Origin of the sequence: Streptococcus cristatus ATCC 51100 (genome assembly GCF_011612585.1) — a bacterium.
In the GTDB taxonomy this organism is placed as follows: domain Bacteria; phylum Bacillota; class Bacilli; order Lactobacillales; family Streptococcaceae; genus Streptococcus; species Streptococcus cristatus_H.
This window is the reverse complement of record NZ_CP050133.1, coordinates 947,034-971,278: the sequence shown is the minus strand read 5'-3', so window position 1 is coordinate 971,278 and position 24,245 is coordinate 947,034. Positions and strand designations below refer to the sequence as shown.

26 protein-coding genes and 1 riboswitch are annotated in these 24,245 nt (G+C 42.7%); of the genes, 7 read left to right on the top strand and 19 right to left on the bottom strand.

Going from position 1 to position 24,245, the window contains the following annotated elements; translation table 11 throughout:
* Nucleotides 1–78: 78 nt before the first annotated feature.
* The 8 genes from rpsU to HBA50_RS04745 all read right to left on the bottom strand — a co-directional run bounded on the left by rpsU (nucleotide 79) and on the right by HBA50_RS04745 (nucleotide 5,914).
* Nucleotides 79–255, bottom strand: coding sequence for a 30S ribosomal protein S21 (gene rpsU / locus HBA50_RS04780; protein ID WP_000048054.1), 177 nt, complete (start codon nucleotides 253–255; stop codon nucleotides 79–81).
* A gap of 159 nt (nucleotides 256–414) precedes the next feature.
* The gene (locus tag HBA50_RS04775; RefSeq protein ID WP_005591933.1) at nucleotides 415–1,038 is read right to left on the bottom strand and encodes a Type 1 glutamine amidotransferase-like domain-containing protein; all 624 of its coding nucleotides are present in this window, start codon (nucleotides 1,036–1,038) and stop codon (nucleotides 415–417) included.
* A 13-nt stretch (nucleotides 1,039–1,051) separates the two neighbouring features.
* The gene (locus tag HBA50_RS04770; protein WP_371259032.1) at nucleotides 1,052–1,624 is read right to left on the bottom strand and encodes a class I SAM-dependent methyltransferase; all 573 of its coding nucleotides are present in this window, start codon (nucleotides 1,622–1,624) and stop codon (nucleotides 1,052–1,054) included.
* A gap of 179 nt (nucleotides 1,625–1,803) precedes the next feature.
* A complete protein-coding gene (locus HBA50_RS04765; RefSeq protein ID WP_045497191.1) occupies nucleotides 1,804–2,487 on the bottom strand; it encodes a DUF4956 domain-containing protein in 684 nt (227 codons plus the stop codon).
* Between the two features lie 11 nt (nucleotides 2,488–2,498).
* Nucleotides 2,499–3,230, bottom strand: a complete 732-nt coding sequence (locus HBA50_RS04760; RefSeq protein ID WP_045497187.1) for a polyphosphate polymerase domain-containing protein — start codon at nucleotides 3,228–3,230, stop codon at nucleotides 2,499–2,501.
* A gap of 301 nt (nucleotides 3,231–3,531) precedes the next feature.
* Nucleotides 3,532–5,055, bottom strand: a complete 1,524-nt coding sequence (locus HBA50_RS04755) for a M56 family metallopeptidase (RefSeq protein WP_045497184.1) — start codon at nucleotides 5,053–5,055, stop codon at nucleotides 3,532–3,534.
* Between the two features lie 15 nt (nucleotides 5,056–5,070).
* Nucleotides 5,071–5,448, bottom strand: a complete 378-nt coding sequence (locus HBA50_RS04750) for a BlaI/MecI/CopY family transcriptional regulator (RefSeq protein WP_005592027.1) — start codon at nucleotides 5,446–5,448, stop codon at nucleotides 5,071–5,073.
* Nucleotides 5,449–5,557: 109 nt separating this feature from the next.
* Entirely contained in the window at nucleotides 5,558–5,914 is a 357-nt protein-coding gene (locus HBA50_RS04745) for a DUF1304 domain-containing protein (protein WP_045497181.1), read from the bottom strand.
* A gap of 193 nt (nucleotides 5,915–6,107) precedes the next feature.
* Between HBA50_RS04745 and HBA50_RS04740 the strand changes: the two genes are divergently transcribed.
* On the top strand, nucleotides 6,108–7,424 hold the full coding sequence (locus HBA50_RS04740; RefSeq protein WP_045497178.1) for an FAD-containing oxidoreductase: 1,317 nt from the start codon (nucleotides 6,108–6,110) through the stop codon (nucleotides 7,422–7,424).
* Nucleotides 7,425–7,534: 110 nt separating this feature from the next.
* Nucleotides 7,535–8,503, top strand: coding sequence for an NAD(P)/FAD-dependent oxidoreductase (locus tag HBA50_RS04735; RefSeq protein ID WP_045497174.1), 969 nt, complete (start codon nucleotides 7,535–7,537; stop codon nucleotides 8,501–8,503).
* A gap of 33 nt (nucleotides 8,504–8,536) precedes the next feature.
* Here the strand turns inward: HBA50_RS04735 and whiA are convergent, their stop codons facing one another.
* The 4 genes from whiA to HBA50_RS04715 form a co-directional block, all read right to left on the bottom strand.
* Nucleotides 8,537–9,448, bottom strand: coding sequence for a DNA-binding protein WhiA (gene whiA, locus HBA50_RS04730; protein ID WP_045497171.1), 912 nt, complete (start codon nucleotides 9,446–9,448; stop codon nucleotides 8,537–8,539).
* The gene (locus HBA50_RS04725) at nucleotides 9,445–10,422 is read right to left on the bottom strand and encodes a YvcK family protein (RefSeq protein ID WP_045497168.1); all 978 of its coding nucleotides are present in this window, start codon (nucleotides 10,420–10,422) and stop codon (nucleotides 9,445–9,447) included. Before HBA50_RS04725 ends, whiA begins: the two co-directional genes overlap by 4 nt.
* Entirely contained in the window at nucleotides 10,419–11,309 is an 891-nt protein-coding gene (gene rapZ / locus HBA50_RS04720; protein ID WP_045497166.1) for an RNase adapter RapZ, read from the bottom strand. The genes HBA50_RS04725 and rapZ overlap by 4 nt, the downstream gene beginning before the upstream one ends.
* A 67-nt stretch (nucleotides 11,310–11,376) precedes the next feature.
* Nucleotides 11,377–11,760: a RidA family protein gene (locus tag HBA50_RS04715; RefSeq protein ID WP_005590207.1), complete on the bottom strand. Its 384-nt coding sequence runs from the start codon at nucleotides 11,758–11,760 to the stop codon at nucleotides 11,377–11,379.
* Between the two features lie 133 nt (nucleotides 11,761–11,893).
* Nucleotides 11,894–11,938, top strand: a riboswitch (PreQ1 riboswitch).
* Nucleotides 11,939–12,059: 121 nt separating this feature from the next.
* On the opposite strand from HBA50_RS04715, the gene HBA50_RS04710 reads away from it, so the two are divergent.
* Together HBA50_RS04710 and HBA50_RS04705 are read left to right on the top strand one after the other, a co-directional pair.
* Nucleotides 12,060–13,037: a nucleoside hydrolase gene (locus HBA50_RS04710; protein ID WP_045497164.1), complete on the top strand. Its 978-nt coding sequence runs from the start codon at nucleotides 12,060–12,062 to the stop codon at nucleotides 13,035–13,037.
* 4 nt (nucleotides 13,038–13,041) lie between these two features.
* Nucleotides 13,042–13,608, top strand: coding sequence for a LytS/YhcK type 5TM receptor domain-containing protein (locus tag HBA50_RS04705; RefSeq protein ID WP_045497162.1), 567 nt, complete (start codon nucleotides 13,042–13,044; stop codon nucleotides 13,606–13,608).
* A gap of 146 nt (nucleotides 13,609–13,754) precedes the next feature.
* Here the strand turns inward: HBA50_RS04705 and HBA50_RS04700 are convergent, their stop codons facing one another.
* The 5 genes from HBA50_RS04700 to HBA50_RS04680 form a co-directional block, all read right to left on the bottom strand.
* Nucleotides 13,755–14,672 carry an aspartate carbamoyltransferase catalytic subunit gene (locus HBA50_RS04700; RefSeq protein ID WP_045497159.1) on the bottom strand — a complete coding sequence of 306 codons (918 nt, stop codon included), beginning with the start codon at nucleotides 14,670–14,672 and terminating at the stop codon, nucleotides 13,755–13,757.
* Nucleotides 14,673–14,728: 56 nt separating this feature from the next.
* Nucleotides 14,729–16,009 (bottom strand): uracil-xanthine permease family protein, encoded by a 1,281-nt coding sequence (locus tag HBA50_RS04695; protein WP_045497156.1) that lies wholly within the window; start codon nucleotides 16,007–16,009, stop codon nucleotides 14,729–14,731.
* Nucleotides 16,006–16,533, bottom strand: a complete 528-nt coding sequence (pyrR, locus tag HBA50_RS04690; protein WP_005590199.1) for a bifunctional pyr operon transcriptional regulator/uracil phosphoribosyltransferase PyrR — start codon at nucleotides 16,531–16,533, stop codon at nucleotides 16,006–16,008. The genes HBA50_RS04695 and pyrR overlap by 4 nt, the downstream gene beginning before the upstream one ends.
* 285 nt (nucleotides 16,534–16,818) lie before the next feature.
* Entirely contained in the window at nucleotides 16,819–17,445 is a 627-nt protein-coding gene (locus HBA50_RS04685) for a Pr6Pr family membrane protein (RefSeq protein WP_045497154.1), read from the bottom strand.
* Between the two features lie 8 nt (nucleotides 17,446–17,453).
* Nucleotides 17,454–17,792: a zinc ribbon domain-containing protein YjdM gene (locus HBA50_RS04680; RefSeq protein ID WP_005590197.1), complete on the bottom strand. Its 339-nt coding sequence runs from the start codon at nucleotides 17,790–17,792 to the stop codon at nucleotides 17,454–17,456.
* Nucleotides 17,793–17,999: 207 nt separating this feature from the next.
* On the opposite strand from HBA50_RS04680, the gene HBA50_RS04675 reads away from it, so the two are divergent.
* The 3 genes from HBA50_RS04675 (at nucleotide 18,000) to HBA50_RS04665 (ending at nucleotide 20,521) form a co-directional block, all read left to right on the top strand.
* Nucleotides 18,000–18,524, top strand: coding sequence for an ECF transporter S component (locus tag HBA50_RS04675; protein ID WP_045497152.1), 525 nt, complete (start codon nucleotides 18,000–18,002; stop codon nucleotides 18,522–18,524).
* Between the two features lie 38 nt (nucleotides 18,525–18,562).
* Nucleotides 18,563–19,075, top strand: coding sequence for a transcription repressor NadR (locus HBA50_RS04670; RefSeq protein WP_045497149.1), 513 nt, complete (start codon nucleotides 18,563–18,565; stop codon nucleotides 19,073–19,075).
* Between the two features lie 138 nt (nucleotides 19,076–19,213).
* Nucleotides 19,214–20,521, top strand: coding sequence for an aminotransferase-like domain-containing protein (locus HBA50_RS04665; RefSeq protein WP_045497147.1), 1,308 nt, complete (start codon nucleotides 19,214–19,216; stop codon nucleotides 20,519–20,521).
* 158 nt (nucleotides 20,522–20,679) lie between these two features.
* On the opposite strand, the gene HBA50_RS04660 is transcribed toward HBA50_RS04665, so the two are convergent.
* Both HBA50_RS04660 and HBA50_RS04655 read right to left on the bottom strand, forming a co-directional pair.
* Nucleotides 20,680–22,419 (bottom strand): ABC transporter ATP-binding protein, encoded by a 1,740-nt coding sequence (locus HBA50_RS04660; protein WP_045497142.1) that lies wholly within the window; start codon nucleotides 22,417–22,419, stop codon nucleotides 20,680–20,682.
* A complete protein-coding gene (locus HBA50_RS04655; RefSeq protein ID WP_045497139.1) occupies nucleotides 22,416–24,164 on the bottom strand; it encodes an ABC transporter ATP-binding protein in 1,749 nt (582 codons plus the stop codon). The genes HBA50_RS04660 and HBA50_RS04655 overlap by 4 nt, the downstream gene beginning before the upstream one ends.
* Nucleotides 24,165–24,245: the final 81 nt, after the last annotated feature.

Genomic DNA, 24,245 nt, shown 5'->3' with positions numbered 1-24,245 from the left:
AATCAGTGCTGTTTTTATTATATACTTCCCATTCAAAAGAAAAAAACAGCCAAATCGGCTGCTTCCTCATTCTATTGATTAGAATTTTTTACGTTTACGAGCTGCTTCTGATTTGCGTTTGCGTTTTACAGAAGGTTTTTCATAGAATTCACGTTTGCGTGTTTCTTGAAGAGTACCAGCTTTAGTAACCGCACGTTTGAAACGACGAAGAGCATCGTCAAGAGATTCATTCTTACGTACTACTGTTTTTGACATTTTTTTCACTCCCTTCAAGTCCAAGATCTATTCTATTCTACACACAAAATGGATAAATGTCAAGGAAAAAACTGCCATAAACTTATATTATCTTCACTTTCTTTTTTAAAAGCAACAAATTGTTAGAATGAACATCATAATAGCAAAAAGAAATTTATTTTAATCCTGTTCAGAAACGACTTCTCTTTCTTCACCATTTACAATTACGGCTTGGGAATTGTTCGTTAGCATTAAACTGAGCTTATTTTTATACATTTCAAAGGTCTTTTTGCTACTATCAGTAAAAGGCTCCTCACCATAATGTGGAAGGATGTAAAAATCCACTTCATCCAATCCTGCTGTATCAGATAACTCTGTCGCTACGGTCTTATCGTCCATGAGTTTATTGTAGTCAATATCCTTAGCTGTAATGATAGCCCCTGCTGATTCTCCCACATAGACCAACCCATCTCTTATTTGTTCTTTGATGAGAGATAGGAGTTGCTTTTTCTTTAATTCTTGCAACAAATAAAAGGTATTTCCGCCTGAGACATAAAGAATCTTGCTTTGGAAAATCTTTGCCTGTGCAGTTTCTCGATCACAAGAAGCAATATCTAGAACCTCTATTTCAAAGCCTAAATCTCTGAATGTTTGCTGAGCCTCATCGATATAGGCAGTATAGTCCTCTTTGTTCCCAGCGGTAGGAATAAATAGAACCTTTTTTTCTAGATTTTTTTCCTTTGCATAATCACTAAAAAGATTTTTGACACCAGCAAAATATGAACATAAAAATAATTGTTTCATGATTGTACCTCCATTAGTTTTTAACAATTTTATAAAGGATCCACGATCCCCTTCTTTGACTAGTTACGAGCGCAAAGCCTACTGATAACAAGAATCGTTTAAATACTTCTTCGCTTTGAAATTTCGGTAAAAAATAAGATAACTTGTTATATTCACAAGCTAGTAAGAGCATCCCGTCTGATTTGAGTATCCTTCGAAGCTCTATAAAAGAAGCCTCTAGATCTTGCCAATGAAAATGAGTTTGAAAGGCTGTGATTAAATCAAAACTTTCATCAGAAAAGCCTGTCTCTCTAACGTCTCTTCGTTCAAAATTTAGATTGACTATCCCTATCTGTTTGGCTTGAGCTATTGCAGTGTCTGAAATATCGATTCCAGTTACAGTACTTTGCGGAAAGGTTTCTTTCAGTAGGATGGTTGAACGGCCATTCCCAACTCCTACATCTAAGATTGCAGGGTAAAATGTCCTATCCAGATGACGAATTGCCCATACAAACATGGGAAGATAGGCCCAATTCCACAATTTCATCATTCGTTTTCCTAGAAAGCCCGAAGGATTCTTTGATTGCTGAATCAAAGAATGAAACATGAGTAATAAAAGTATAATACAAATAATAATTATTATATGAAGCACTCTTCAATCCTCCACTTCTGTATAGCTACATTATACCATTTTAGAGAGATTACAGCTAAATCAATCAACAAAACACTTGCATCCCAAAAGATAACTTTTGGGATGCAAGTCATTCAAAACAGCCGTTTTTTACCTTACAAGGTCTTTCGTTTTTTGGCTTCTTTCGAGAAGGAAATATTCTTAATCTTCTCATAGCGTAAGAAACGTTGGATGAGACGTTGGTCACTCACATCTGCTTTCAAATCAACCACATAGTCCAATTTGATAAACTTATTGTCAACTGACTGGACAGAGGTCAACTCAAAGCTTTTACAGGCCGTTTCAAAGATTGCTTCAAAAAGAACTTCATAGTCTAACTCAGTAGGAATCTGAATTTGAACATAACGTCTGGTTTGACTGACCGAACTAAAGCCCATCTTTTCAAAGAGCAACCAAAAGAAGGAAATGAGGAGCGTGAAAAAAACTCCTAGAGCTAAGAAACCCATCCCTGTCGTGATCCCAATCGCTGTCGCCATGAAGATGGCCAAAAGTTCTTTGGACCCTCCTGCTGCTGATCTGAAACGAATCAAACTGAATGTTCCTGCTACAGCGACACTGGTTCCCAGATTTCCATTTACCAAGAAAATAATAATGGAGATAATGGCTGGCAAGAGAGACAGTGTGATGACAAACTCCTTGGTATAAATAGTTTGGTGCTTATAGACCTTGGCCAAAATGATTCCCAAAATCAAACCCGTCACGAGGGAGGCTGTCAGGGCTAGAGGGTTAACTTTGATTTCAGCCGAAGAATAGATACTGTTAAATAGTTGTGTAATCATTGTTTCTCTCCTTAAACCTTGGCGGCTTGGGGAATCAATTCTTTAGATTTTAGGTAGGCTTTGCCGTATTTTGAGAAGGACTGATCTTCAAGGCCGTATTCGTTCAAAATTTCAGACATCCACTCAGGATATTCCCCTGGAACCTTGATTTCCATAATCACCATATTATCCTCCAACAGAGGATAGCCGTGGCGTCCTAAAGTCAAGTCTACATCATAATCACGGAAGCGGATATTGGAATCAACCGTCACACGAACTTTTTTGTCCTCTGAGCCTTTCATCGAGTAACGGTCATAGCTAATCACCATTTTCGGTTTTAAGCCTGCATAACGCTCCTGCAACAGCTCCACTTCTGTCTTGACCCGCTCATCAGAAATAGTCTGGTCTGCAAGTCCCTTCTCAATATAATTAACGACCGAAGTAAGATTTGAAACTAGTCGATACTTGAAGCCAACGTCCTCCGACTTTTTCTTGATTTCCAAAAATACCTGACTATCCTTTGTTGGCTCCGCTGCATAAGTCCGCATCCGTAGCTTTTCACGACCACCTCTTCTAGCAATCGAGTCTTGGATCATTTGAAAATCATCATTGTCAAAATAGACATTTGAAATGGTCGAAGTTGCGTAATCATCTGGAATGAGGTAAGCATGCATTTCAGCTTCTAAGCGAGCCAAGGTCGCACAGTCTAAGATGTACTTTGTTTCAACACGTTGGAAGTTCGTTTGGATTTGTTTTTGTTTCATTTGTATTCTCCTTTTATTCTACAAATGTAGTTTATAGCTTTAAAAGAAAGAGCGTCCTTGCTCTACTACTCTAATACTTTCCGGACAGTATTTTCAAAACTTTATTCTACATTTGTAGTTTATAGCTAAAATCTACACTTGTAGATTTTAAAAGTCAAGAGGAAAATTACTAAAATTTAAAAAAACTTGAAAATTAACCTCAATTTATGAGTTAAGGACTAGATTCTACAAAAAATAAAGATAAAAAAATTCTACCAATCGCTGCTTCTATCAAGAAACCTCAATTGGTAGAATCTTTTATCTAATCGTCATCGTCATCATCATCGTCATCATCATCGTCGTCATCGTCTTTGTCATCATCACGATCTTTATCCTTACTCTTTGAGGAGCTAGTTTGAGCAGGAGGTTGGACAGGTGCTGTACTAGTGTTTGTATTCGAATTTGTTACAGTATTGGTCGTAGGAGGCGGAGAGCTAACACTTCCCGTCTGACCTGCATTCCCATTCCCACTTCCACTATCAGCTGGAGCCGCTGCAGAAGACGAAGATGGCGTAACTTCTTTTTCAACTGTTACTGTCTTTTCGACAATGGTATGCTGCTTGGGTTGGACGACTTTTCCAGTCTTGGCATTGACAAGCATTTCATGAGCCGTCTGTCCGTGTGGAAAGAGAATCTTATAATTGCCTTTGTCACGTAAAATCTGCATATCCTTAATGTCCTTTTCAGCCAGAGAAAGTTCCTTCAAAACTGTTTCTAAGGCCTGACGCTGACTAAGCCCTTCCGCTTTTTTAGACTCTAACACAAGTTTACTATCTTGTGCGACTGGATTTTCTAAGGCAAAGACCGAGCTAGTCAAGAGCAAAAGTAGGGGAACTGCTACTACGAAAGAAGCAGACAGAAACTTTTTCGGTAGCCGGCTGTCCATGATACCAATAATCCTACGCTTGAGATTAAACTTATCCGAGTAAAAACAAGTCGTCAAAGCAATCGGGGTCTTCTTACTGCGATCAATCATCGTCAGAATGGTCTCGCCATAAAAAGTGTGATAAGCTGTGTCTTTTCTACTCAGAACATCGTAGTCATAGTACATTTCTCCTGCTTCTTGAGTTTCCTGACAAGCAAAACGAACCACTGGATTAAACCAATGCAGGCTCTTGGCAAGAATCGCGAAAAGATTAATCAAGACATCATAGTGCTGATAATGGGTCAACTCATGCTGGAAAATCAGCTGCAGCTCCTCCTCCGTATAGTCCAGCTCCGGTAGCACAATCAAAATATCTCTGAATCCCAGCAACATTGGACTCTGTGTCATAGGATAGTAGAGCAGACGAATCTTACTTTTAACGCCCATCTTTTCTTTAATCAAATGCAACTGGAACAAAGTCTCTTCGTCCTCAACCTCTGTCCCCCAACGTTGCAACATCTTTTTAAAACGGATATAAGAATAGGCATACTTACCTAAGTTAAATGAACAACCAAGTAGCCAAATAGCAAAGAATATTTCAAACCAAGGTAGACCTAGAAAAGCCTCCCAGAGATTGGCCTGGCTAGCTTTTTCAGCTACTTGAGAAACAGCCTGCCCTCCACTTGTCTGACCAGCTCTAACAGCTGTCTGAATAGTCGCCCCAGTACTCAGCCGAATCAAACCAGAGCCAAACTGAGGACGGAATGGGAATAAAAAACTCAGCAAGATTAAAAACCAGATAACATACTTGACCTTGACTGAAATCTTGGTCTTGAGGGCTGCAAAAAGAAGGCTCAAAAACAGAACCAAGATCGAGGTTGAAAAACTGGTTAAAAGGAAAGACAAAAGGAACTGTTTCATGGATACTACCTCATCTTACTCTTTCTGATTCAGTAAATTACGCAGCTCATCCAGTTCATTTTCTGAAAAAGAATTAGATGAAAAGAGAGTCTTGACAAAGCCTCCCATGGAATGTCCGCTATAGCGCTTCAAAAAGTCTGACGTCTCTACTTCTAAATATTCCTCTTCCGAAATCAAGGCCGTATACTGCCTCTCACGACCCTTTCGAACACTTTCTAAGAACCCCTTTTCCGTCAAGCGAGCTAAGACTGTCAACAAAGTCTGAGGCTTCCAATGGTTATCTTCACCCAGCTTTTCCATAATTTGGGCAGAGGTCGTTGGATTTGGCAGGTGCCAAATAATCTTTAAGATAGCAAATTCACCATCTGGTAAACGTTTAATTGAATGATTCATTACATCTCCATACTTTCTAAAGTCTTCTTCTAATTTTATTCTACACATGTCTAATATAAAAGTCAATCATTATGTAAAAAAGAGCTGGGAATCACTATTTCCGCTCTTTCTAGAAAAATAAACTCAACAAAGTCAACATTGCTAGTCCGCCCTGCTTGAACAAAATTTTCGGATCGCTAGTCACTGCACCGTAAACAGCTACCAAGATGATATAAACCATAAAAATCCCCAGCCAAACTGGACTAGGCTGCACAAAAGCCGCAATCAAGACCAAAACAGCTATCAGCCCGTTGTAAACTCCTTGGTTTTTGAAAAGTGTATTGACCGACTGCTGCTCCAACTCCTCTTGTGACATACCGAAAACCCGTGCTGTCGTAGCCGAAGTCGTCGCCATGGTCTCCAAGTACATAATATAAAAAAATTCCAAGGCAACCAAACTTGCCAAAATCAGTGTAAAAACAGACATTTTCTTCTCCTTATAGTAATTTATGATGAAAAAAAGTATAACATATAGCAAGAAAAAGCGCTAAAATTTAGTTCCAATAAAATGGACAAAGTGTATTAAAATGTTTTAGATTACATTTTTAAAATAGGCGTAGCAAAACTCAGCAATTTCTAACTAGATGTGATACAATCTTTTTGAAAAATGGAGGTAAATTATGTTAACCTATGATTTAATTGTCATCGGCTTTGGTAAGGCCGGTAAAACATTGGCAGCCAAAATGGCGGCCCAAGGAAAAAAAGTTGCTTTGATTGAGCGCAGCAAGGCTATGTATGGGGGAACCTGTATCAATATCGCCTGCATCCCAACCAAGACCCTGCTCGTCGCAGCTGAAAAAGGGCTAGCTTTCGACCAGGTCATGGCTGAGAAGAACGCTGTAACTAGCCGTCTCAACGGAAAGAACTATGCAGCAATCAGTGGTGCTGGTGTCGACATCATCGATGCGGAAGCTCATTTCCTTTCCAATAAGGTCATCGAAATCACAGCTGGTGATGAAAAAGAGGAACTGACGGCTGAAACTATTGTCATCAATACTGGTGCTGTTTCCAACGTCCTACCGATTCCTGGATTGACTGATACTAAAAATGTTTACGATTCAACAGGTATCCAAAACCTGAAAGAACTTCCTAAACGCTTGGGAGTTCTAGGTGGCGGTAATATCGGCCTAGAATTCGCTGGACTCTACAACAAATTGGGCAGTCAAGTAACTGTACTGGATGCTGCACCTGTCTTTCTCCCTCGAGTAGAGCCTTCTATCGCTGCCCTAGCTAAGCAGTACATGGAAGAAGACGGAATCCAGCTCTTACAAAATGTACGTACTACACAGGTTAAAAATGATGGTGCTGAAGTTGTCGTTGTGACTGAGGATGGAGAATTCCGCTTTGATGCCCTGCTCTATGCTACTGGCCGTAAGCCGAATGTTGAGCCACTACACTTGGAAAATACAGATATTGAGCTGACAGAACGCGGAGCGATTAAGGTCGATAAGCACTTGGAAACATCTGTACCTGGTGTATTTGCAGCGGGCGATGTCAATGGCGGTCTGCAGTTCACTTATATCTCACTGGATGACTTCCGCATCCTTTATAGCTATCTGGCTGGCGACGGCAGCTACACACTGGAAGACCGTAAGAACGTACCTACCAGCATGTTCATCACACCACCTTTGGCTCAAATCGGACTGACTGAAAAGGAAGCGCAAGAGCAAGGACTGCCGATTGCAGTTAAGGAGATTCCAGTCGCAGCTATGCCTCGCGGACATGTCAATGCTGACTTACGCGGTGCCTTCAAGGCTGTTGTCAACACAGAGACCAAGGAAATCGTCGGAGCAACAATCTTCTCAGCAGGGGCTCAGGAAATTATCAATATCCTGACTGTAGCCATGGATAATAAGATTCCTTACACCTACTTGAGTAAGCAAATCTTCACTCACCCGACTTTGGCTGAAAACCTCAATGATTTATTTGCTATTTAATGTTAAGCCCCTGATGGGGCTTTTACAATCCCTACAAAAATTTAACTACATTTCAACCTCTTTTTGTGGTACAATAATGCTAGTTTATTTTAAAAAGATTGAGGAAAATTATGTCTGAACTGTATGATATTACGATTGTCGGCGGCGGTCCAGTTGGCTTATTCGCTGCATTTTACGCTCATTTGCGCCAAGCCAAGGTGAAAATCATTGATTCTCTGCCTCAGCTGGGCGGACAGCCAGCCATTCTCTATCCAGAGAAGAAGATTTTGGATGTGCCGGGCTTTACCAATCTAAGTGGCGAAGAACTGACACAGCGTCTGATTGAGCAGCTGGAAACTTTCCAGACCGACATTTGCCTCAATGAAACGGTTCTGGATATCGTTAAATCTGATGATGACTTCACCATTACGACTTCTAAAGCCCAGCATCAGACCAAAACCATTATCATCGCTATGGGAGGCGGCGCCTTCAAACCGAGGGCTTTGGAGTTAGACGATGCTGAAAGCTACAGCAACCTTCACTATCACGTTTCAAACATCAGCCAGTATGCTGGCAAAAAGGTTGTTGTTCTGGGCGGCGGCGACTCGGCTGTTGACTGGGCGCTAGCTTTTGAAAAGATTGCGGAAACCAGTCTGGTTCATCGTCGGGACAACTTCCGGGCTTTAGAGCATAGTGTGGAAGAACTCAAGGCTTCTAGTGTTGAGATTAAGACACCATTTGTACCTAGTCGATTGGTCGGTGAAAATGGTAAGATTACTCACTTGGAAATCAGCCAAGTCAAGGGAGAGGAGAGCCAGCTTCTGCCTCTGGATCACCTCTTTGTCAACTACGGTTTTAAATCCTCTGTCGGCAATCTCAAAGATTGGGGCTTGGAGCTTAACCGTCACAAGATTTTGGTCAATAGCAAGCAAGAAACTTCCGTGCCAGGTATCTATGCAGCTGGAGACTGCTGTAGCTACGAGGGGAAGATTGATTTGATTGCGACCGGGCTAGGTGAGGCACCTACTGCTGTCAACAATGCCATTAACCATATTTATCCTGATCAGAAGGTCCAACCCAAGCATTCTACAAGCCTATAAAAAAACAGCTGCCGAGCTCAAGCTCAGCAGCTTTTATAATTCATCTGCGATTTTATTGATTTTTCTCAAGCGATGATTGACACCGCTCTTAGTTAGAGGCCGGCTCAGACTATCAGCTAGCTGCTGTATGGAGTAGTCTGGATGTTGGATACGAAGCTGGGCTACCTCCTGCAGGTCTACAGGTAAACTCTCGATACCAATATTGTCGCTGATTTTGGCAATATTGTTGATGGTTTTCATACTGGCTGTGACCGTGCGAGCGATGTTCGCTGTCTCTGCATTATTGGCGCGATTAAGATCGTTGCGCGCTTCCCGCATGAGCTTAAGAGACTCAAACTCAGCCATGGCTTCCATAGCACCGATGACAATGAGAAAATCCATGATATCCTCAGCTCTCTGCAGATAAGTGACAGCCCCCTTCTTGCGCTCGATGGTCTTGGCATCCAGCAGAAAACGCCGCATCAAGTCAGCCAAATCCTCAGCATGATCCAGATAAACGGACAGGATTTCTAGCTGGTACTTGCCTGAGTCTGGCTCCCGCATGCTGCCATTTGAGAGAAAGGCTCCCCGGAGGTAGGCTCGGCTGGCTTCGTCATCTGACAAAATGGTCTGGTCAATCCCTGCCTCAATACCAAAAAAGGAGTCAGCCAAGTGCAGGTCAGAAAGGATTTCTTCCACTTTCTGATCTAGAAATACTGTATAAACGCGATTCTTGCGCAGATTAGTCTTCTGATGGTGACGGATTTCTGATTTGACCTGATAAAGGTCCGACAGCAACTCATAGAGATGGCGAGCAATCTTGGCATTTTCTGTTGAAATGGATAAGGTGAGGCCAGTCGAAGAAATTCCCAAACTACCAGCCATCTTAATGATGGCAGCCAACTCGTTTTTGTCTTTTACAGATAAGCTTAAAAGCTCTTCTTTTACTTTTACTGTAAAGCTCATTTGCGCACCTGTATAATCTGCATCAATTCATCAACAAGTAACTCTCCATCATGAAAAGCTCCGCCATTTTCCAATCGAAGGAAATTCGATGAAATGACACGCGGAACTTGCTCTTGCAGCCCTTGAAAATTATGCTCAACTTGAACCAGATATTCATCAAATTTATTGCTATTCATATACTCGCGCGGAACTGGCTCGATATTGACCAAGACAGTATCAATAAACTTTTTGCCCAGATGACGATGCAATACTTGAACGTGGTCGCTATCTGAAAAGTGCTCGGTTTCGCCGCGCTGGGTCATAATGTTGCAGACATAAGCTACTTCTGCCTTAGTATCTAAAATAGCTTGGCCGATTTCTTCGATTACGAGGTTTGGCAAGATGGAGGTAAAGAGAGATCCCGGTCCCAGCACCACCATATCGCTATCCAAAATACTCTGAACCACCTTTCTACTGGCAACAGGCTTTTCATCATCATGGGTATTGGTCACATAGACCCGCTCAATCATACCAGCCTTACTAGCCAGATTGCTCTCACCGACAACTTCCGTTCCATCTGTAAACACAGCATGCAGAGTCAGCGGAGTGTCGCTTGAAGGGTAGATTTTACCTGTTGTATGGAAAAACTTGGTTAGAAGCTGCATGGCATTATAGGTCGAACCCTGCATTTCGGAAATGCCTGCAATAATCAGATTCCCCAAGGGATGGCCTGCTAGAACGCCGTCTCCTTTGGCAAAGCGATACTGGAAGACCTTCTCATAAAACTTTGGCATATCAGACATGGCGACCAAAACATTTCGCAAGTCACCCGGCGGCGTCAGCTGCTGGATGTTCTTACGCAGCTCACCAGAACTGCCGCCATCATCTGCAACTGTGACAATGGCTGTGATTTCTACATCCTTTTTCCGCAGGCTGTCTAAAATGACTGAAATTCCTGTACCGCCGCCGATAACTGTAATTCTCGGTTTTCTCATGAGCGGTTCACCGTTTCCTTCCGGCGATTTTTGTCGCGATGGCTGGCATTGACAGGCCAGTTTTTCGCTAAATCATCCGCCAAACGCTGTGCAAAGGCCACACTACGGTGCTGTCCGCCCGTGCAGCCGACTGCGATGGTCAGTACAGATTTTCCTTCCTTTTGATAGCCGGGCAAAATTGGCTCAATCAAGCCCAGCAAATGCTGGTAAAATTCTTCTGACTCAGCATGGTTCATGACATAGTCAAATACATCCTTATCCAATCCTGTCTGATTACGCAGCTCAGGTTTATAGTAGGGATTTGGCAGGAAACGCACATCAAAAACCAAGTCCGCATCCAGAGGCAAACCATATTTAAAACCGAAACTCATAACCTCGATGCGGAAACTGTGCAGATCAGCCTGGTTTGAAAATTGTTCAGAGATGGTCTTTCTGAGCTCCCGTGGTGTCAGTTCTGTCGTATCTACAACATTTTGACTGAGATTTTTCAGAGGGGCTAAGAGTTCACGCTCCAGTTTGATTCCATCTAAAATTCGCCCGTCAGCTGCCAAAGGGTGACTGCGTCTAGTTTCCTTATAGCGAGCCACCAACTCCTTGTCGGCCGCATCCAAAAATAAAATTTTAAAATCAATTTCCGTGCTTCTTTCTAGCTCATCCAGAATATCCTGAATCTCCAAAAAGAAGGAGCGACTCCTCATATCAACAACCAGAGCCAACTTATCATTGTCCTTTGTTCCTTCGACCAACTGCAAAAACTTTGGTACTAGGGTCGGCGGCATGTTATCAATGGTAAAATAACCCAAATCCTCAAAAGACTGGATAGCGACAGTCTTTCCGGCACCGCTCATTCCTGTCACAATCACTAATTGAATCTTGTGTTCAGCCATTCTTTCTCCCTTCGTCTAACATTTTATTTCTAAAAAAGGACGGGAAACTTCTCCCGGTCCCAATCATTTATTCTACGATCTCAGCAATGACTTCGATTTCGATTTTTACATCACGAGGCAAGCGAGCCACTTCTACTGCCGAACGAGCTGGAAACTCGCTTTTAAAGGCCGTTTTGTAGACCTCATTAAATGGCACAAAATCATTGATATCACTTAGGAAGCAGGTTGCCTTGATCACATGGTCAAAATCTGTTCCAGCTGCTTCCAAAATAGCTCCTACATTTTTTAGAACTTGCTGGGTCTGCTCTTCAATCGTTGCTCCTACAATTTCTCCTGTCTCTGGTGACAAAGGAATCTGACCACTTGCAAATAGAAGGTTACCAACGATTTTTCCTTGAACATATGGTCCGATTGCTGCTGGTGCTTTATCTGTTTGTACTATTTTTGCCATTGTATTCTCCTCATTTCTTTTATCTTACTTATTATATCATAAAGTCAAAAGACTGACTATTCTTGTCCTCCTTCCCATTGACTTTTAGGAAATTTTTCTTTATGATAGTAAATGCATAATTCAAAACACTTGTTTTGGACTGGTTCGCAAACTTCCCAGTATAAAAAACTAAGTACCCTTATATTCTAAAGTAATGTAATTGCGCATAGTTTTTTCTGGTGTCCTGCCACTTTGGCAGAACTAACTGAGAGGTTGAGACTGAGGTTTCAGCCTTATTTTATTTCTCAAAAGGAGGACCTATGAAAAGAAAAGTTATTATTGACTGCGATCCCGGCATAGACGACAGCCTAGCTCTGCTCTATGCCCTACAACACCCTGATTTAGAGGTCGTGGCTTTGACCATAGTCGCTGGAAATGTCCCAGTAGAACTTGGTCTTGAAAATGCCTTTAAAATCCTAGAAAGGCTGAATCGGCTAGATATTCCAGTATATGCAGGAGCCGACAAGCCCTTGGTTCGTGATTTCGTCTCCGCTCAGGATACCCACGGCATGGATGGATTGGGGGAAAGCGGAATAGCAAGATGCAGCTCCACCCAAGCCCAGCCAAAAGCTGCTTATGACTTTCTGGCAGACTATTTCCAGAAAAATAGTGATACTTCCATCATTGCACTGGGGCCTTTGACCAATATTGCTTTGGCTCTTAGGAAAAATCCTAACCTTGGGCAACATCTAGACCGATTTGTCAGTATGGGCGGCAGCTACAAATCGCACGGCAACTGTTCACCCGTGGCCGAATACAACTACTGGTGCGATCCGCATGCAGCCCAAGAAACCTACGAAAAACTTGGAAAGAAGATCGAAATGGTCGGTCTAGATGTCACGCGAAAGATTGTCTTGACGCCCAATCTCTTGGAATATATGCGATTTATCAATCCTGAAGTCGCTGACTTTATCGAAAAAATCACTCGTTTTTACTGGGATTTTCATTGGAAGTATGAACATATCATCGGCTGTGTCATCAACGATCCATTGGCCGTTGCCCATTTTCTGCATGAAGACCTTTGCCAAGGATTTGACTCCTTCGTCGATCTCGCAACGGAAGGCATTGCCATGGGACAAACGCTAGTTGATGCCTATCATTTTTATGGTAAGCAAGCCAATGCTAAGGTGCTGACTCAAGTAAACACCCACCTCTTCTTTCAGGATTTTCTCTCCGTGATACTCAACACTTCAAAGGAAATCATCTGCCAAGATCTAGAAACTTTAAATTTAGGATAAAATTATGAAAAAAATAACACCATTTACCATTACATTTACAGCTATCTGCATCGCTCTAAACTATATCGGTGCCAACATCGCACTTTTTCTAAAACTTCCTGTTTATTTGGATACTTTTGGAACGATATTGGCCAGCCTCGTTTTAGGACCTATTTTCGGAGTAGGAACTGCGGTTGCTAGTGCTCTTATTAGCGCCTTTACAACAGACATTTCTGCTATTTATTTCTCTCCAGTAGCCATTCTTTTGGCTCTGCTCGTCTCAGTCTTTTTCACTTCTGATTCAAAACCAAGACTAAACCTTCTCTGGAAAACGGTTCTAGTCTCTCTACCAGCTACTGCTTTGGCCTCTCTGATCACTGTGATAGTCTTCAAAGGAATCACTCCGAGTGGTTCCAGTATTATCGTACAAGGTTTACATGGCTTAGGCTTAGATCTGGTCACCAGCACTATCATTGTTCAAGCACTGACCGACTATGCAGACCGACTCATCGTTATTGGGGTCAGCCTCGTCTTCATCCCACAACTCAAAAAAGTCATCCCAAGAATCTTTGCAAAATCCAGCAATGCATAAATCAAAAGAACTACTCAGAAACAGTGATTTCGAGTAGTTCTTTTTAGTTTAACATTTGTCTTTTATCCGTCTTTAATGTCAAGTTATAAAAAAGGAGTAGACAGACCCTTCTAGAGTCCAATCCTACTCCAAAGCTACATTTGAGATTAGTTTCGTCCTTTGAGAACAGCCTCAATGATTGCCATTCTGACAAAGACGCCATTTGTCATTTGTTCTACAATTCGAGATTTTGGAGCCTCAACCAAATGATCTGCAATTTCTACATCGCGATTAACAGGCGCTGGGTGCATCAAGATAGCGGTATCCTTCATACGATCATAACGCTCTTGCGTCAAACCGTGGAGTTTATGATAATTCTCCTTAGAGAAAATGGAGTTGTAGTCATGGCGCTCATGCTGCACGCGCAGGAACATCATGACATCCACTTGGTCAATCACTTCGTCAATCGTTACGAATTTACCATAGTCAGCAAATTCCGCACTTCTCCACTCATCTGGACCAGCAAAGAAGAGCTCGGCACCAAGACGTTTTAAGATTTGCATATTAGATTTGGCTACACGAGAGTGATCAAGGTCACCAGCGATAGCTACTTTCAAACCATCAAAATGACCGAATTCCTGGTAAATTGTCATCAAGTCAAGCAAACTTTGGCTTGGGTGCTGACCAGAGCCATCACCACCATTTACGATAGAAGTTGTAATCGTTGGGCTTTCGATCAATTCTTTATAGTAATCGACCTCAGGGTGACGGATGACACAGACATCTACACCGAGAGCTGACATAGTCAAAATCGTGTCGTACAAGGTTTCTCCCTTGTTGACTGAGCTTGTCTTGACATCAAAGTCAAGCAGGTCGCATCCAAGTTTTAATTCTGCTACTTCAAAAGCCTTGTGAGTCCGTGTTGAAGATTCAAAGAAGAGATTTGCAACGATATGCTGCTCATCATAATGAACCTTTGCGCCGTTTTTAAATTCAATCCCGCGCTTGATCAAAGCCATTACTTCTTCGTTCGTAAGGTGTTCCATAGATACAAGATTTTTAAGTGCGATTTGATTTGATGACATGATGTTATACTCCTTTTTTATTAAAAACTTTGGACAAATGTAGCAATCTCGTCAGCCTAATTTTTAGGTTCTGGCAGGATGAGGTAGAGGGCAATTCCGAGAACAGTTGACAAGGCAACTCCTGAAACTTGCAGACCTGATAGTTGCAGGGTCAGACCACCGATACCAGATACCAGAACGACACTGGCAATCAGCAGGTTCTTTTTATTGTCAAAATTGGTTTGCGCTTCAATCAGAATTTTCAAACCGCTGGAAGCAATTACCCCGAAGAGGGCGATGGAAATGCCTCCCAAAACTGGACTTGGAATTGATTGGAGCAGGGCGGATACTTTTCCAACAAAACTCATGACAATCGCCAATACAGCAGCACCAGCAATCACATAAACACTGTAGATTTTATTGAGCGCCATAACCCCGATATTTTCACCGTAGCTGGTCACTGGCGGAGCACCAAAGATACCCGCGATAACCTGAGCCAGACCATCTCCAGCTAAAGTCTTATCCAAACCAGGCTCTTTAAAGAAATCTTTGCCTGTCAAGCTGTTCAGAACCATTACATGCCCAAAGTGCTCTGTCATCGTTACAAAGGCAATCGGGGCCATTGTTAGAATTGCACTTGGATACAATTTAAAATCATAATCTATAAACGGAAGATTCATCGGCGGAACATGGAACCAAGAAGCTTTTGTCACGTTAGCAAAAGAGATAATCTCCTGACCTGTCACTGCTCCGACGATCAGAGCGAAGATATAGCCAACAATCAAGCCCAGCAGAACTGGAATAATACCAACGATTTTCTTACCGTAGATGTTAAAGAGAATAACACAGAGAAGGGTTACCATCCCGATAGCAAAGTAGGTGATGTCGTAGACCTTCTGGTCTCCAACGGTCTTATACATCACATCGCCAACGGCTGTACCCGCTAGACTCAGACCAATCACCATGATGATAGGCCCTACCACTACTGGTGGCAAAATCTTATCAATCCAGGCGTTTCCTGCGAATTTCACGATGAGGGCCACGATGAAGTAGACCAGACCGCCTGTGATGGCACCTTGAGCAACCGCAGCAATCCCATCTGTCTTCATTAGGATTTGCATGGCAGCGATATAAGCAAAGCTGGAACCCATATAAGCAGGGATTTTGTACTTGGTCACTGTTAAGTGGGCCAGCGTTCCTAAACCACTTGAAAACAGGGCTACCGCTGGGTCAATTCCCACCAGAATCGGAACCAACACTGTCGCCCCAAACATGGCGAATAAATGCTGGAATGAAAGTCCTAAGAGTAAGCCAGGTTTTGGCATATCATGGACATCGTATTTAACTTCTTGACTCATCTTGTCTCCTCCTCTACAATCAGAACTCGGTCCTGACCATCTTTTTCAGTCATTTCAACAATAATCTCTTCAAGGTGGCTCGTTGGAATATTTTTACCAACATAGTCTGCCCGAATCGGCAACTCACGGTGCCCGCGGTCCACTAGAACAGCAAGGCTGACACGTGATGGCCGCCCATTGCTGACAAGATTATCAATGGCTGCGCGGATAGTCCGACCTGTATAAAGCACATCGTCAACGATAATCACTTCACGATCAGTAATGTCAACTGGAATCACTGTCGTGTCTTCCTTGACCTTGATATCGTCTCGGAAGGGCTTTGTATCCACTTCGCAAACTGGAATCTCAATTTTCTCAAGCTGAGCCAGTCGTTGCTGGATCCGCTTGGCAATGAAAACCCCTCTGGTCTTAATGCCTGCCAAAACGATTTGGCTTAAATCCTTGTTGCGCTCGATGATTTCATAGGTGATTCGCGTGATGGCACGATTCATAGTGATCTCATCGACAACTTCCTTTGTCTTCATCTAAACCTCCTAAAAACATTAAAAAAGCCTCCTTTTGCAAGGAGACCTCAGAAAATAGAGACAGGCTGAAACAAGACGCACTTGTCACACTCCACCTATCATTTTTACTTTGCTCCTTGCCTATCTCTCTGGATAGAATTAAAGGACTATTTAATTGTTTATAACTATACCACAATTTCAATTCCATTTCAAGAAAAAAATAAACTTTTTTTACGATAAATTGCTAATCCATTTCAACAAAATAAAAAACAGAGAACATCTGTTTTCTATTCCTATTATAAGAATCTAAGTTTTCTTCTTTGAAAATGAGATAGATTTGATTCCGTAAAAAATATAACCGAAGACTAGATAGGCCACAAAGATAATCAAGCACATCTTGATAACATAAGGCCAACCGTGCTTATAGACATTCAGGAAAAAGTAGGGAAAGGGTTTATCCTTAGCATTGGGAATATCAATTTTCAAGAAAAAACCGTTAATAAGGGCAAAAATCATGTAAATCAGCGGAACACTTGTCCAAGAAATGGGATCAAACCAACGATACTGCCGAGTTTTATCAAATACAAGAGTATCAAAGAAAAACATGAGAGGCACAATGTAATGGCAAAGGAAATTTTCTAAGCGATAAAAATCGGTCGCAATCGGAGCTAGGAGCAAGTGATAGACCACGCAGGTAATCATGATACACATGGTCACACCGCCCTTCACGCGCAACAGCTTGGAACTCTCCCAGTTATTGTCCGTCCACATTCTAAAAATGAGATAGGCGGTGAATAATAGAACCAGAAGATTAGACAAGACCGTGTAGTACATCAGCATTCCCACGCCAAGTTTAGCAATTTCCAGATAGACCCCTACAAAAGCCAAAACCAGAAGAAGAAGGCGATAAGAAAGAATTACTTTTTTATTCATAACGCTTCTCAGATTTTCTTGACAAATTCTGACTTGAGCTTCATAGCGCCAAATCCGTCAATCTTACAGTCAATATTGTGGTCGCCTTCGACGATGCGGATATTTTTTACGCGCGTTCCTTGTTTGAGATCCTTAGGAGCACCCTTTACTTTCAAGTCCTTGATTAAGGTAACTGTATCCCCATCAGCCAACTGGTTTCCGTTCGCATCAATGGCTACTGGACCAGCTTCTCCTGCTGCAACTTCTGCTGGATCCCATTCATAAGCACATTCTGGACAAACCAAGAGGACACCATCTTCATAAACGTATTCTGAGTTACATTTTGGGCAATTTGGTAAATTATTCATTAATTCATTTCTCCTTATAAGTGGGCAGACATTCAGAAAAAAATAAGAACCGAATGACAGCCATATTTTACCGTCTTATTATACGATATTTTATCTTATTTGACAAATGGGCAAAGAAAATCACTTGTTTTTAAAAAACTTTCTTGACTTTTGTGTCAAAACAATGTACTATTCTAGTGTATATACAGAAGTTAAAAGGAGTTTATTATGAAACCAAGATCCAAAAATCAGTTTATGACACTGACCGCTTTCTTGACTGCCCTAGCCATCGTTATCCCGCTAGTCATGCCGATTAAGATTGTCATTCCGCCTGCTTCCTTCACTTTAGCCAGCCACGTTGCAATCTTTCTGGCCATGTTCATCTCACCACTCATGACAGTGATTGTCGTTCTCGGCTCTACCATCGGATTTTTCATGTCCGGTCTTCCTTTCATCATCACCCTGAGAGCCCTGTCTCACCTACTCTTCGGTACTATCGGAGCTCTTTATCTGCAAAAGCATCCTGAAACACTGGACAGTCAGAAAAAGGCTTGGATCTTTAATTTCGTGCTGGCCCTGATTCATGCCTTTGGTGAGGTAGTGGTCTGCATTCTCTTTTATACGACGACAGCCTATCCAGCGAATGCCTTCTATATCCTCTTCGGTTTAGTTGGATTTGGCACAATTGTTCACAGCATGGTGGACTTTGTCATTGCAAAATTTGTCTATCAGGCTCTGAAAAAGATTCGTTAAAGCTTGAATCTTCTAGAGATTTGATTTACAATGAAGTTATGACAAAAAAACGAAGAAATGATTTATTAGAGCTTTTAAAAGAAGCTCGACAACCTTTAAATGGACAATTTTTGGCGGAACAATTTCATGTCACTCGTCAGATTATCGTTCAGGATATTGCCCTACTGCGAGCCGATGGCACTCCCATTATCAGTACCAATAGGGGCTATCTCTATAAAGAAAGTAATCAGCCCGCTCATTTTCACAGACTTTTTAAACTCAAACACAAGGCAGATGATATCGAAGCAGAACTTTTGGCCATTGTTGATAATGGCGGACGAGTGCAAAATATCATGATTGAGCATCCTGTCTATGGGGAAATCCAGACCTATCTGAAATTAACCTGCCGTCGTGATGTGCAGCAATTTTTAGAGCAAGTCTCAGAGAGCGATTTTCGTGCCTTATCCGAGCTAACAAATGGAGTCCACTACCATCTAATCGAGGCAGATTCTCAGCAGGACTTAGACTATATCGAGGAAGCCTTAGCGATACTGGGCTTTCTGCAAGAATAGGCACGGCGCAAATGTTCTAGATTGAACCAGTTTTGAAGAAAATTCAAGGCTGGTTTTTATATTTTGAATGAACAAGAAACTTTGTCAGCTTCCCAGAAATAGGGTAAAATAAGAGAAAGAAATCTGTAGGGGGACAGGATGGCAACAAAAGCTAAATACCAAACCATCATGGATAAAATTATCAGGGATATTGATAAGGGAAGACTTACTACGGGTCAAAAGATTCCCTCCGTCCGCAAACTGGCAGACCGCTACCGTTGCAGCAAGGATACTGCTCAGAAGGCCTTGATTGAGCTTCGTTATCAGAAGTACATCTATGCTGTACCTAAGAGTGGCTACTATGTCTTGGAAAATGACCAAAACAAAAAGGAAGATATCGAACTGGCTGTGACAGACGACCGCCACCAAGCCTATGAAGACTTCCGCCTGTGTGTCAATGAGACACTGATTGGTCGGGAAAACTATCTTTTCAACTACTATTCCCAACAAGAAGGACTGGAGGAGTTGCGACAGTCAGTTCAGCGCTTGCTCTTGGACTCCGCAGTCTACACTTCTGCAGACAATCTGATTCTGACTTCCGGTACCCAACAAGCCCTCTACATTCTCTCCCAGATTGATTTCCCCAATGGTAAAGAGACCATTCTGGTTGAGCAACCAACCTACCACCGAATCAATGATTTACTGCTAAATCAGAAATTGCCTTATGAGACCATTGAACGTAAACCGACTGGGATTGACCTGAAAGAGTTAGAGAGGATTTTTCAAACAAGGCGGATCAAGTTTTTCTATACGATTCCCCGTTTTCACTATCCACTAGGACATTCCTACAGCCGTCAGGAAAAGGAAGAAATCCTTGCCCTTGCTGAACGTTATGATGTCTATATTGTTGAGGACGACTATCTGGCTGACTTTGATAGCAAGCGAGAACTGCCTTTTCACTATCTGGATAATAGTCAACATGTCCTCTATATCAAGTCTTTTTCTACCAGTCTCTTTCCTGCCCTACGCATCACAGCATTGGCTCTGCCACCTCAGATTCGAGAAACCTTTCTGTCCTATAAAATAGCGGTTGACTACGACAGCAACCTCATTATGCAAAAGGCTCTCTCCCTTTACATTGACAATCTGATGTTTGAAAAGAATCGTCTAGGCTTACTTAACCGACTGGAAACTGAAAAAAATAAGGCACGATTCCTCTTGGACTCTATTAATTTCCCTCTGCCCCACCAGTTGACAACAGATGGCGTGATTTTTAACCTCCAATCCCTTCCCTCCGTCAGCTCCCTCAAACATAGCAAGCTGCCGCTGGACTTTTTTGAAAGCAGCTACATTCAGACCTGCCCCTACCACTACGCTAAGCTACAGTTTGATGATTTAAAAGAAAATCTGGAAAAATTTAAAGACTATCTAAAAAAGAGAGGGGGACAGAAATCGGTAATTCGTTAGAATTCGATTTCGTCATCCCACCTCCGCACAGTTGAGTAGGACTGTAAAAACTGATGAAATCAGCGGAGTAGAGCCCACTCAACCACTGCGTCTTGATCGACAATTAAGAGGCTAGGACTTTTGTCCCAACCTCTTTTCTTTGAATTTTTCCTTGTTTTTCAGGCATCCAACATTCCAGCCTGCAGCTGGTACATTTTCTTATACGTCCCATTTTGCGCTAGAAGCTCTTCATGGCTACCAGACTCAATGATGCGCCCTTTATCTAAAACGTAGATGCAATTGGCATCCTGAATCGTAGACAGCCGATGAGCAATGGCAATAGTCGTTCTGCCCTGCCGCATTTTCCGAAGAGAATGCTGGATCAGCTCCTCAGTTTCCGAATCGATATTGGCAGTGGCTTCGTCCAAAATCAAAATTTTAGGCTTGGTTGCGATGGTTCTGGCAAAAGCCAAAAGCTGTCGTTGGCCACTAGAGAAGGTGGAGCCGCGCTCAGTAACCGGACTATCATAGCCCTGAGCTAGCTGGCTGATAAAGTCATGGGCATCGACAAAGCGAGCTGCTTCTTCGACCTCTACTTGCGATAGATTTTCCTGATACATACGGATATTGGAGGCAATGGTGCCATGGTAGAGGAAGGGATCCTGCAAAACAAGACCAATATTTCGTCGTAACTCTGCTTGACTATAGTCTCTGATATCTCTGCCATCAATAAGAATTTTGCCTTTCTCAAATTCATAAAAGCGCAGGAAAAGGTTGATAATGGAGGATTTGCCCGAACCCGTTGATCCGACAAAGGCAATCGTCTCACCTTGCTTAACGCTAAAGGAAATGTCCATTAGAATCTCTCTCTTTCCGTCATAGGAAAAGCTCACATGCTGAAAGCCAATATTGCCTGCCTGAATCTCAGGTCCTTCTTCTGCTTGCTCAGGCTCAAAGTCTCGACGATCCATCAGTTCAAAAACGCGCTCCGCAGCCACCATAGATGTCTGAAGAACTGAGTAATTTTGCATGACATCGATCAAGGGATTGAAAAGCTGGTTGACATACTGGATAAAGGCATACATGATACCCGCAGTCACTCCAGCTACTTGCCAGCTCAAGCCAAAATAAGTCAGAATAAGGGCATAAGCCAAGATTTTCAGCAAGGACATAGCAGGGCGCAGAAAGAGGTTGTTCACATTCAGATAGCGATTGCTAAAGTCTAGGTGTTCTCCATTGATTGCTTCAAATTCTTCGATTAGCCGCTTTTCCTGACTAAAAGCTTGAATGATCCGCATCCCTTCAATGCTCTCAGAAAGTTTGACATTGAGGTCGCTTAGTTTAGCTCGAACTTGCTTGAGCAAGCGATTGGACAGCCGCTGATACAAGATAATCGAACCAAGCATGATAGGCAAAAAGAGGACAATCAGCAGAGTCAGCCGCCAATTCAGAGCCAGCATAGTTACGATTGTCACCACCAAGATAAGCATGGAGCTGAGGAAGTTAGAAAAAATACTGCTAAAAATATCAGCCACTGACTGGGTATCGTTGGTCAAGCGAGAAACGATAGCCCCTGCTGCAGTCTGGTCAAAGTAAGCCATTCGTAATTGTTGCATATTCGCAAAAGTTTCCTGCCGAAGATCACGGACAATGCTATAGGCCACCCGTGCAAAGGCATATTGCCCCAGAAAAGTAAGGAGTACACGCAAAAGAAAGAGGCCATAGTAAATTCCCAGCAGATAGAGCCCATTTGTGGCTGCCTCTCGGCTGACAAACTGGTCTATATAAGAACGAGCCAAGAGCGGTAAGGCCGTTGTCACCAAGGTTGTCGCAAAAATAAAGGCCAGAGCCAAGAGGCTAATCCATTTGTAGCGCCACATATAGCCTAGGAGGCGTCTAAAAGTTGATTGTTTTGTCATTTTGAAGACTCCTCCTTAAAGCGTTCATATAGTTGCTGATTTTGATAGGTTTGAGCATACCAGCCCTGTGCTGCCAGCAGCTCTTGGTGGCTACCTCGCTCCTTGATGTGGCCATTCTCCAGCACTAAAATCAAATCCGCATGGACAATGGCTGACAGACGATGGGCAGTGATAATGGTCGTCTTGCCAGCTCGTTCCTGCTTGAGATTTTCTAAAATCACATGCTCGGTCTTGGCATCCACTGCTGACAAGGAATCATCCAAAATCAAAATTTCTGGATTGGTGATGAGGGCTCTGCTCATAGCCAAACGCTGCTTTTGACCACCAGAAAGCGAGACGCCCCGCTCACCAAGCAGCGTATCCAAACCATCCGGCATAGCCTTAATATCCTCATAAACACCACAAAGTCGGGATGCTCGGATAACTTGCTCATCTGACAGTTGTGGATTGGCAAAGCGGATATTGTCCCGAATGGATAGAGCAAAAAGAATCTGATCCTGAGGCACATAGCCGATCAGACTTCGCAGATCCTTAAGAGCATACTCTCGGATATCGTGCCCATTCAGATAAATTGCTCCTTGCTGAATATCCTGCTCCCGCAGCAAAAGGCGTAGCAAGGTGGTCTTCCCAGATCCAGTCGGCCCAACAATCCCCAAGGTCTGCCCTTTTTCTAATGTAAAGTGAATATCCTTCAACGTCACTTCGTTCTCATAAGCAAAGTAATCTATCTCATAGTCCAGTCGGCCATTTTGAATATTGGCAAGTGGCTGCTGGGCTTCCTCAACATCCGACTCCTCAGCCAGCAAGTTCTCAATCCGTTCATAGGAAACAGCTCCCCGCTGGCTGATATTCACTAGGTAACCCATCGCTTGCAGCGGCCACACTAGCATATCCAGATAAGTCATAAAGGTAACCAGCTCACCGACTGTAAATTGACCTTGGGAGATAAACATTCCTCCAAAAATCAGGGTCAGAACATAGGATAAACCGACAAAAATAAGCACCATGGGGTCAAACAGAGAATTATACTTAGCAGCTAAAATATTCTTTTGATAGACTTCTTGGTTGATTGCTGCAAAAGACTCCGTCTCCGCATTCTGATAGCCAAAGGACTTTGTTACTTTAATCCCCGCTACGCTTTCCTGAACTTTATTATTGAGATCAGAAAAAGCCTCCTGAGCTGCTTTAAAGCTTTCGTGATTCTTCCGACCAATCAAACTGGTCCCCCAAGACAGAAAGGGCAGAGGGAGAATGGCAATCAGGGTCAGCCGCCAGTCCAAGACCAAAAACATGGTGATGAGGGTCACCAAGGCAGTAATAGATGCATCTACCGCCGACATTACACCACCGCCAGCCACGCTGACTATCGCATTGATATCATTGGTTGCATGAGCCATGAGGTCACCCGTTCGGTATTTTTGATAAAAACTTGGCGGCATTTGCGTAAAATGCTCAAAAAGCCGAAAGCGTAAGATGCGCCCCAGATTATTTGCAGTGCCAAAGATATAGAGCCGCCAGACATACCGCAAACCATACATGATAAAAGCGGACGAAATCAAAAGGAGAAGATTATAAGCAAGTTCTCTAGCAGTCAGACTCTGCCCCGCAATCCTGTCTATAACCTGTCCAATGACTCGTGGTGGAATCAGATTAAAAACACTGACCAGAGACAAGGCCAAGATGCCAATCATATAATGTCGCTTCTCCAGTTTAAAAAACCAGTCCAATTTTCTGATAAGATTCATTTCGTTTCCTCATTCCAAACAAAGGACGGACAGCCCCTAATCCGACTGTCCGTTTCTCGCTATCTCTATTATACGTTATTT